Below are 9,302 nucleotides of genomic sequence, written 5' to 3' on the forward strand. Positions count from 1 at the left end.
GCCGCACCCCCACGGCGACCCTACTGTCCGGCTCCTCTCCTCAGCGGACGATGGAGGGCTGCAGCCAGTTCCTCATGACGTCAAGGAGATGGTCCACGTCCACGGGCTTCGGCACGTAGTCCGACGCGCCCGAGGCGAGGCTCTTCTCCCGGTCCTCCTTCATCACCTTGGCCGTGATGACGATGATCGGCAACTCGGCGAACTGCGGCATCTCCCTGATCGCGGCCGTGGTGGCGTAACCGTCCAGGCCCGGCATCATGATGTCCATCAGCACGACCGCCACGTCGGGGTTGCGGTGCAGGACGTCGATCCCGGCCTGCCCGTCCTCGGCGTAGAGGACCTCCATGCCGTAGCCCTCCAGGACGCTGGTGAGCGCGAACACGTTCCGCACGTCGTCGTCGACGATCAGGACCTTGCGGCCCGACAGGACGGTGTCGAGGAAGTCCGTGGGCGGCTCCTGCAGCATCCCGTTCAGCGCCTGCTCGGACTTGCCGGCGCGCTGCGCGCCGGGCGGGCGCTGCTCCACCGGCAGCGCGCCCTCCGCGGCCGGGCCCCCGGCGCCGCCGTTGCCCTGCGGGCCGGCGGAGATCGCCCCGGGCGCGGCCTCCGCCCCCGCGGCGACCGCCTCGTCCGGCAGCGCCGAGCGGCGCCGGCCGTCGCGGTCGCTGTACTGGGCGGGCAGGTAGAGCGTGAACACGCTGCCGCGGCCCGGCTGGCTCTCGGCGTGGATCTCCCCGCCCAGCAGCCGCGCGATGTTCCGGCTGATCGACAGGCCGAGCCCGGTGCCGCCGTAGCGGCGGCTCGTGGTCCCGTCCGCCTGCTGGAACGGCTCGAAGATCTCCTGGAGCTTGTCGGCGCTCACGCCGATCCCGGTGTCGATCACGCGGAACGCGATCACGTCGGGGGTGTTCCACAGCGCGGGCAGCGTGAAGTCGATGTCGCCGGCGCGCTCGATCAGCAGCCGCACCTCGCCCTCGGCGGTGAACTTCACCGCGTTCGACAGCAGGTTCCGCAGCACCTGCTGGAGCCGCTGCTCGTCGGTGTTGAGGGCGGCCGGGACGTCCGGCGCGACCTCCACCCCGAACTGCAGGCCCTTGTCGACCGACAGCGGGCGGAACGTGGCGTCGACGTAGTCGACCAGCGCCGACACCGACAGCCGCTGCGGATGCGCCTCCATCTTCCCGGCCTCGACCTTCGCCAGGTCCAGGATGTCGTTGATCAGCTCCAGCAGGTCGGTGCCGGACTCGTGGATCGTCCGGGCGAACTCCACCTGCTTGTCGGTGAGGTTGCCGTCCTGGTTCTCCGACAGCAGCTTGGCCAGCACCAGCAGGCTGTTCAGCGGCGTGCGCAGCTCGTGCGACATGTTCGCCAGGAACTCCGACTTGTACCGGGAGGAGATCGCGAGCTGCTCGGCGCGCTCCTCCAGCGTCCGCCTGGCCTGCTCGATCTGGAAGTTCTGGATCTCGATCGCGCGGTTCTGCTGGGCCAGCAGCGCCGCCTTCTCCTCCAGCTCGGTGTTGGAGTGCCGGAGCTCGCCCTGCTGGCGCTGCAGCTCGTCCGAGCGCTCCTGCAGCTCCTGCGCGAGCCGCTGCGACTCGCCGAGCAGCGCCTCGGTGCGGGTGTTGGCCCGGATCGCGTTGAGCGTGACCCCGATCGTCTCGATCAGCTGGCTGAAGAACGCCAGGTGGACGTCGGTGAACCGGCCGAACGAGGCGAGCTCGATCGCGCCGAGCACCTCGTCCTCGAACACGATCGGCAGCACGATGATGTTGACCGGGGACGCCTCGCCGAGACCCGATCCGATCTTGACGTAGTCGGCGGGGGCGTCGGCGATCAGCAGCGGCCGGCGCTCCTGCGCCGCCTGCCCGACGAGGCCCTCACCGAGACCGAACCGGACCGCCCCGCCGCGGTGCCGCCGCGTCCCGTACCCGGCGATCAGGGCGAGGTCGGTGTCCTCGCCCGCGCTCTCGGCCAGGTAGAACGCGCCGTACTGGGCGCTGGCGGTCGGCGTCAGCTCACGCATGATCAGGTCGGCGACCTGCTGGAGGTCGCGGTGGCCCTGCATGAGCCCGCCGATCCGCGCCAGGTTGGTCTTGAGCCAGTCCTGCTCCTCGTTGGCGCGGGTCGTCTCGCGCAGCGTCGCGACCATCAGGTTGACGTTGTCGCTCAGCTCGGCGACCTCGCCGCGCGCCTCGACGGTGATCGTCCGGGTCAGGTCGCCGGTGGCGACCGCGCTCGCGACCTCCCCGATCGCGCGGACCTGGGTGGTGAGGTTGCCGGCCAGCTCGTTGACGCTCTCGGTGAGCCGCTTCCACGTGCCCGAGACGCCCTCGACCTCCGCCTGACCGCCGAGACGGCCCTCGATGCCGACCTCCCGGGCCACGCGGGTGACCTCGGAGGCGAACGACGACAGCGTGTCGACCATCGTGTTCAGCGTGGTCTTCAGTTCGAGGATCTCGCCCTGGGCGTCCACGTCGATGCGCCGCGTCAGGTCGCCGTGCGCGACCGCGGTCGCGACCTGCGCGATGTTGCGGACCTGGTAGGTCAGGTTGGACGCCATGCCGTTGACGTTGTCGGTCAGGTCCTTCCACATGCCGCCCGCGCCGGGCACGCGGGCCTGGCCGCCGAGGCGGCCCTCGGTGCCGACCTCGCGGGCCACGCGGCTGACCTCGTCGGCGAACGCCGACAGCGTGTCGACCATCGTGTTGAGGGTGGTCTTCAGCTGGAGGATCTCGCCCTGCGCGTCGACCTCGATCTTGCGGGTCAGGTCGCCCTGCGCCACCGCCGTGGTGACCTGCGCGATGCCGCGCACCTGGTTGGTGAGGTTGTTCGCCATCGAGTTGACGTTGTCGGTCAGGTCGAGCCAGACCCCGCCCGCGCCGGGCACGATCGCCTGGCCGCCGAGCCGCCCCTCCGTGCCGACCTCCCGCGCGACGCGGGTCACCTCGGAGGCGAAGGCCGACAGCGTGTCGACCATCGCGTTCACGGTGTCCTTGAGCTCCAGGATCTCGCCCTGCGCGTCGACCGTGATCTTCTTGCCGAGGTCGCCCTCGGCGACGGCGGTGGTGACCTGCGCGATGTTGCGGACCTGGTAGGTCAGGTTGGACGCCATGCCGTTGACGTTGTTGGTCAGGTCCTTCCACACGCCGCTCACGCCGGGCACCCGGGCCTGGCCGCCGAGGCGGCCCTCGGTGCCGACCTCGCGGGCCACGCGGGTGACCTCGTCGGCGAAGGCCGAGAGGGTGTCGACCATGGTGTTCACGGTGTTCTTGAGCTGCAGGATCTCGCCCTGCGCGTCGACGGTGATCTTCTTGCCGAGGTCGCCCTCGGCGACGGCGGTGGTGACCTGGGCGATGTTGCGGACCTGGTAGGTCAGGTTGTTCGCCATCGCGTTGACGTTGTCGGTCAGGTTCTTCCAGACGCCGCTGACGCCCGGCACGTTCGCCTGGCCGCCCAGCTGCCCCTCCGTGCCGACCTCGCGCGCCACGCGGGTGACCTCGCCGGCGAACGCCGACAGCTGGTCGACCATCGTGTTCACGGTGAGCTTCAGCTCCTGCAGCTCACCGGTCGCCTCGACCGTGACCTTGCGGGTCAGGTCGCCGCGCGCCACCGCCGTGGTGACCTCGGCGATGTCGCGGACCTGCGAGGTCAGCCGCGACGCCATCACGTTCACCGACGCGGTCACGTCCCGCCAGCGGCCGGTCATGCCGCGGGCGGGCGCCTGGCCGCCGAGCCGCCCCTCGGTGCCCACCTCGCGGGCGAACTGGGTGACCTCCCAGGTGAACTGGTCGAGCAGCTCGACCATGCCGTTGACCGACTTGGCCATGCGCAGCAGCTCCCCGCGCATCGGCCTGCCGCGCACCCGCAGCTCCACCCGCTGGCTGAGGTCGCCGGCCGCGACCGCCTCCACCACCTGGCTCATCCCGGTGGCGAGGTCGGTGAGCTTGTCGATGATCGCGTTCGCGTCCTCCACCGCGCCCGCCCAGGTGCCCCGCAACGTCCCCGGCGTCAGGCGTCCCCGCAGCTGGCCCTCCCGGCCGATCTCCCTCCGGACGCGGCTCAGGCCCGAGGCCAGCTCCATGCCGTTCTCCCGGATCTCCTCCAGGACGGCGGCGGCCTCCGCCACGGCCCCCTCGCCCGGCACATCCAGCTCCGACCTCGCCTTGCCGTCCCGGACGGCGACCAGCGCCTTCAGGAGCGGTTCGAGGTCCGCGTCGCTGTAACGCGGGGTGGTGTCGCGGTACCCGCCGCTCGGGCGGGCACGTGACGCGGTACGCGGCATGCTCTTCATCCTCCTGGCCCGCGATTCGTCGATTATCCGGATACCACGGACTCCTGGCTGCTCTAGGGGCCTCATCGGCCGCACCTGTACTCTACGTCGCCGCGCGGCGGCGGACTTTCTTCCGCGTGGTTCCGCCGCCCGGGCGGGACCGGGGGCGCGTCCTCCCTCGTAGCCTTCGTGTTACGGTCTGTCGTGTTGTGGCGGGATCGTGAAGGCCCAGGCCGGACGCGTTCCGGGGCGGGTTCGCGGCTCTCGGTGCCGGGCGGCCGAGCAGTCTGCCACGATAGCCAGGCCCGGGTAGAAAACGCTTCGAACGAGGGACGACAGTTGGATCGGCAGACGGCGACGGCCACCTTCCCGTCCGCCGCGGCGGCGGTGGCGGACGCGCGCCGGTTCGTCCGCAAGGTGCTGGCCGACTGGGGTCTGGACGAGGTGGCCGACGACGCCGTCCTCGCGACGAGCGAGCTCGCCACCAACGCGATCGCCTACGCGGGGACCTCGTTCGAGGTCTCCTGCCGCCTGGCGGGCGGGAACGTCGAGATCGAGGTCCGCGACCGCCACCCCACCCGGGGCATCGAGATGCCGGGCGTCACCGCCTCCAGCGGGCGCGGCCTGCCGTCCATCGCCCGCCTCGCCGACTCCTGGGGCGTCTCCTACGACCGCCGCACCAAGGGCGTCTGGTTCCGGCTGCCCCGGCCCGGCGCCGCCGGCGCCGCGGTGCCGGCCGAGGGCGCGGCCGCGGAGGGCGCGGAGGCCGCTTTCACCGCCGACATCGCCGGAACCGGCTCCCTGCGGGACGAACTCCCCACCCGGGCCCGCGACGCGGCCGAGCAGGCGCGCGAGGGGCCCGGCGCCGGCGGGCAGGCCCGGGAGAGCCGGCTCGCGGGCGGCACGGGCGAGATCCCCGCGGCCGGCGACCGGCTCCTGCGCTCTCCGGCGGCCGTGGAGGCCATGGAGGACGGGGTCGCCGCCGCGCGGGAGCTCCTCGGCGCCGAGGGCGCCGCCGTCCTGCTGACCGAACGCGACGGACGGCTGATCATGGGCTCGGCGGCCGGGACCGCCGCCGAGATGCCGCTCGGCGAGCTGTCGGTCTCCTCCCTCACCCCCGCCGCCCGCGCCGGCTCCGCCTGGGTCGCCGCGGACGCCTCCGACCCGATCGCGGCGGCGCTGCGGGCCTCCTCGCTGGCCGCCGCCCCGCTGGAGTCGCAGGGCCGCCTGACAGGCCTGATCGTCGCCGTCTCGTCCCTGTCCGGCCGCTTCGGCGAGGCCGACGGCGCCCGCCTCGGCCGGCTCGCCGACGAGATGTCGCTCTCCCTGGAGAAGGCCAGGGTCGGCGAGTTGGAACGATCCTGGCGCGGCTGGCTGAGCTTCGTCGCCGAGGCCAGCGACCTGCTCGCCGGCACCCTCGACCAGGAGCGCACGATGGCGCTGGTCGCCCAGCTCGTCGTGCCGCGCCTGGCCACCTGGTGCGCCGTCTACACCGTCACCGAGGCCGAGCCCGACCGGCTCGCCTACGTGTGGCACGCCGACGAGGAGCGCTCCGACGGCCTGCGCGACCTGCTCGAACACGCGGGCGCCGCCCCGCCCACCGACGCCCCCGGGCCCTGGAACGGGCTCGCCGCCGCGCCCGGGGAGGTCCGGGCCGCCGCCGGCGACACCGCCACCGACCAGGTCTACGCCTTCCCCCTGATCGCCCGCGGCCGGCGCATCGGCACCATCGTGATCGGCCGCCCGGCCGGCGACCGCTTCCCGCGCAGCGCGATCGAGCTGGCCGAGGAGCTGAGCCGCCGCGCCGCCCTCGCCGTCGACAACGCGCGCCTGTTCTCCGCCCAGACCGCCATGAGCAGCGCCCTGCAGCGCAGCCTCCTGCCACCCGGCATCCCCGAGATCCCCGGCCTGGAGGTGGCGGTGGTCTACGAGCCCGCCGGGGAGGGCAGCGAGGTCGGCGGCGACTTCTACGACGTCTTCGCGAGCGGCCGCCGGCCCGGCGGCGCGGCCCCCGCGACCCGCTGGCGGTTCGCCATCGGCGACGTGTGCGGCACCGGTCCCGAGGCCGCCGCCGTCACCGGCCTGGCCCGGCACGCGCTGCGCATCCTCGCCGCCGAGGACCTGTCCGTCCCGGCCGTCCTCGCCCGGCTCAACCGGCTCATCCTCGGCGAGGGCGAGCGCGGGCGGCTGCTCACCCTGCTGCACGGCGAGATCGCGGCCCGCCGGCGCCGCGACGGCGTGACGATCAAACTGACGAGCGCGGGGCACCCGCCCCCGCTGGTGCTCGATCCGGAGGGCGGCGTCCGCGAGGCCGCCTCGCCCCAGCCGCTGCTGGGCGTCTTCGACGGCGTGGAGTTCACCACCGACACCGTCGAGCTGCGGCGCGGAGAGGTTCTGCTCTGCGTGACCGACGGCGTCACCGAGCGGCGCTCCGGCAACCGGCTGCTCGGCGACGGGCACGGCCTGGAGCGGCTTCTCGCAGGCTGCACCGGTCTGAGCGCCGGGGCGGTGGCGGCGCGCATCCAGCGCGCCGTCCGCGACTTCGGCCCGGAGCCGTCGAACGACGACGTTGCCCTCATCGTTCTGCGGGCGTCATGATGGAGACCAACAATCGGTAAGGTGGGGTGGCGTGGGGCTTGCCTTGCACACGACACGACAGGAAGGCCGTGCGACGATCGCCGCGCGCGGCTCGATAGACCTGCACTCCTCCGACGAGCTGCGCGCTCGGCTGACCGAGCTCGTGGACGCGGGCGAGCGGTCGGTCGTCGTCGACCTCGCGGCGGTCGACTTCTGTGACTCCTCCGGCCTGAACGTCCTCGTCCGCGCGTACAAGCACGCGCGTGCGCAGAACGCCACGCTCACCGTCACCGGGGCCTACGGCCGTGTCGAGAACGTGCTGCGCACGACGGGGCTCGACCGTTTCCTCATGGAGGATCCGGTGGAGGAGGCTCCGGCCGATGGGCGGTGAAGGGACACGATGAAGAACGGCGAGCGGGCGGAGTGACCGACCCGATGACCGAGACCACGCTGCGCGCGGCGCCCCAGACCGAGGCGGTCGAGTACGCCAGACGACTCGCGGCCCGCACGATGCGCACCTGGGCGCTCATGGACCGTGAGGAGCTCGTCACGGCGATCGTGGCCGAGCTCGTCGCCAACGCCGTCCGGCACGCCGGGACGGCCCTGGAGCTGCGGCTGCTGCGCGGCAGCGGCCGGATCCGCGTCGAGGTCCGCGACCGCGCGTCCCAGCTGCCCCGGCTGACCGTGCCCGGCCCCCTGGACGAGTCGCACCGCGGCCTGTTCATCGTCGACCGCTTCGCCAACTCCTGGGGCGCCGACCCGGTGACCGGCGGAAAGGTCGTGTGGGCCGAGGTCGACATCTGACAGGTCGACCTCTGACACGGCGGTGGCCGGCAGCCCGACGTCCCGCACGCGTCCCGCCTGGAACGCGCTTTCCGCACGGGTCTGACCGGCAGCGCGCCCGCCGCACACGGCGGGCGAGCGAGCTCCCGGTCAGAGAAGCCGGTCAGACCGACTTGCGGTACAGCTCCGCGACCATGAAGGCCAGGTCCAGCGACTGGCCCCGGTTGAGCCGGGGGTCGCAGGCCGTCTCGTAGCGCTGGTGCAGGTCGGCCTCGGCGAGCCCCTGGCCGCCGCCCACGCACTCGGTCACGTCGTCGCCGGTGAACTCGATGTGGATGCCGCCCGGGTGGGTGCCGAGGGCCCGGTGGACCTCGAAGAACCCGGCCACCTCGTCGAGCACGTCGTCCAGCCGCCGGGTCTTGTGCCCGCTCGGCGCCTCGAACGTGTTGCCGTGCATCGGGTCGCAGATCCACGCGACCGGGGCCCCGCTCTGGTGGACCTTCTCGATCAGCGGCGGCAGCGCGTCGCGGATGCGGTCGGCGCCCATGCGGGTGATGAAGGTGAGCCGGCCGGGCTCGCGCTCCGGGTTCAGCCTCTCCATCAGGGCCAGCGCGTCGTCGGCGGAGGTCGTCGGGCCGAGCTTCACGCCGATCGGGTTGCGGATGTGGCGCAGGAACTCCACGTGCGCCCCGTCCAGCTGCCGGGTCCGCTCGCCGATCCACAGGAAGTGCGCCGAAACGTCGTAGGGCAGGCCGCTCAGATGGTCGATGCGGGTCAGCGCGCGCTCGTACTCCAGCAGCAGCGCCTCGTGGCTGGAGTAGAACTCCACCCCGTGGAACTCGTCGGGGTTCGCCCCGCACGCCTTCATGAACGTCAGCGCCCGGTCGATCTCGCCCGCCAGCTGCTCGTAGCGACGGCCCGCCGGGCTCTGGGCGACGAAGTCCTGGTTCCAGGCGTGCACCTGGCGCAGGTCGGCGTAGCCGCCCTTGGTGAAGGCCCGGCAGAGGTTCAGCGTCACCGCCGAGCAGTGGTAGGCCTTGAGCAGGCGATGCGGGTCGTTGCGGCGGGAGTCCGTGTCGAAGGCGAAGCCGTTGACCGCGTCGCCCCGGTAGGCGGGCAGCTCCACGCCGCCGCGGGTCTCCACGGGCTTGGAGCGCGGCTTGGCGTACTGGCCCGCCATCCGGCCGATCTTCACGACGGGAACGCTCGCCGCGTAGGTGAGGACGACCGCCATCTGCAGCAGCGTCTTCAGCTTGTTCTTGACCGCGTCGGCGTTCGACCCCTCGAACGTCTCGGCGCAGTCGCCGCCCTGCAGGACGAACGCCTCACCGCGGGCGACGTCCGCGAGCTGCGCCTTCAACTGGTCGCATTCGCCCGCGAACACGAGCGGCGGCTGGGCCGCCAGCTCGGCGGCGACTTCGCCTACCTCGGCCGGATCGTCCCAATCGGGCTGCTGGAGAGCGGGGAGGGCGCGCCACGCGTCGAGGTCCCCGATGACGGCGGAATTACTCACCCTGAAAGGCTATGGCACGGCCCGCCCTGCGTGGACGGAAAGGTCCGTGCGCCGGGGGGCTCGCGGGTACTGACGCGGCTGGGCGGCCCCGTTCGCGGGGCCGCCCGTCGCCGATCGTGCGGCGGGACGCCGCTCGGACCGCCCGGTCAGGCCGCCCGG

The 9,302-nt window shown here is 72.8% G+C and carries 5 protein-coding genes; 3 read left to right on the forward strand and 2 right to left on the reverse strand.

Features of this window, described 5'->3' with window-relative positions; translation table 11 throughout:
* Window positions 1-40 precede the first annotated feature (40 nt).
* On the reverse strand, window positions 41-4,282 hold the full coding sequence (locus ABWI04_RS14225; RefSeq protein WP_353832678.1) for a hybrid sensor histidine kinase/response regulator: 4,242 nt from the start codon (window positions 4,280-4,282) through the stop codon (window positions 41-43).
* A gap of 327 nt (window positions 4,283-4,609) precedes the next feature.
* Here ABWI04_RS14225 and ABWI04_RS14230 point away from each other — a divergent pair, with 327 nt between their 5' ends.
* Genes ABWI04_RS14230 through ABWI04_RS14240 form a run of 3 tightly spaced genes read left to right on the forward strand, consistent with a single transcriptional unit; the run spans window position 4,610 to window position 7,651 of the window.
* Complete coding sequence (locus tag ABWI04_RS14230; RefSeq protein ID WP_345171794.1) at window positions 4,610-6,868, forward strand: SpoIIE family protein phosphatase; 2,259 nt, start codon at window positions 4,610-4,612, stop codon at window positions 6,866-6,868.
* 43 nt (window positions 6,869-6,911) lie between these two features.
* Complete coding sequence (locus ABWI04_RS14235; protein WP_345171796.1) at window positions 6,912-7,238, forward strand: STAS domain-containing protein; 327 nt, start codon at window positions 6,912-6,914, stop codon at window positions 7,236-7,238.
* Between the two features lie 44 nt (window positions 7,239-7,282).
* On the forward strand, window positions 7,283-7,651 hold the full coding sequence (locus ABWI04_RS14240; protein WP_345171798.1) for an ATP-binding protein: 369 nt from the start codon (window positions 7,283-7,285) through the stop codon (window positions 7,649-7,651).
* Between the two features lie 142 nt (window positions 7,652-7,793).
* Here the strand turns inward: ABWI04_RS14240 and ABWI04_RS14245 are convergent, their stop codons facing one another.
* Window positions 7,794-9,143, reverse strand: coding sequence for a class II 3-deoxy-7-phosphoheptulonate synthase (locus ABWI04_RS14245; protein WP_353832679.1), 1,350 nt, complete (start codon window positions 9,141-9,143; stop codon window positions 7,794-7,796).
* Window positions 9,144-9,302 lie beyond the last annotated feature (159 nt).

Origin of the sequence: Actinomadura sp. NPDC000929 (genome assembly GCF_040492065.1) — a bacterium.
In the GTDB taxonomy this organism is placed as follows: Bacteria; Actinomycetota; Actinomycetes; order Streptosporangiales; family Streptosporangiaceae; genus Spirillospora; species Spirillospora verrucosospora.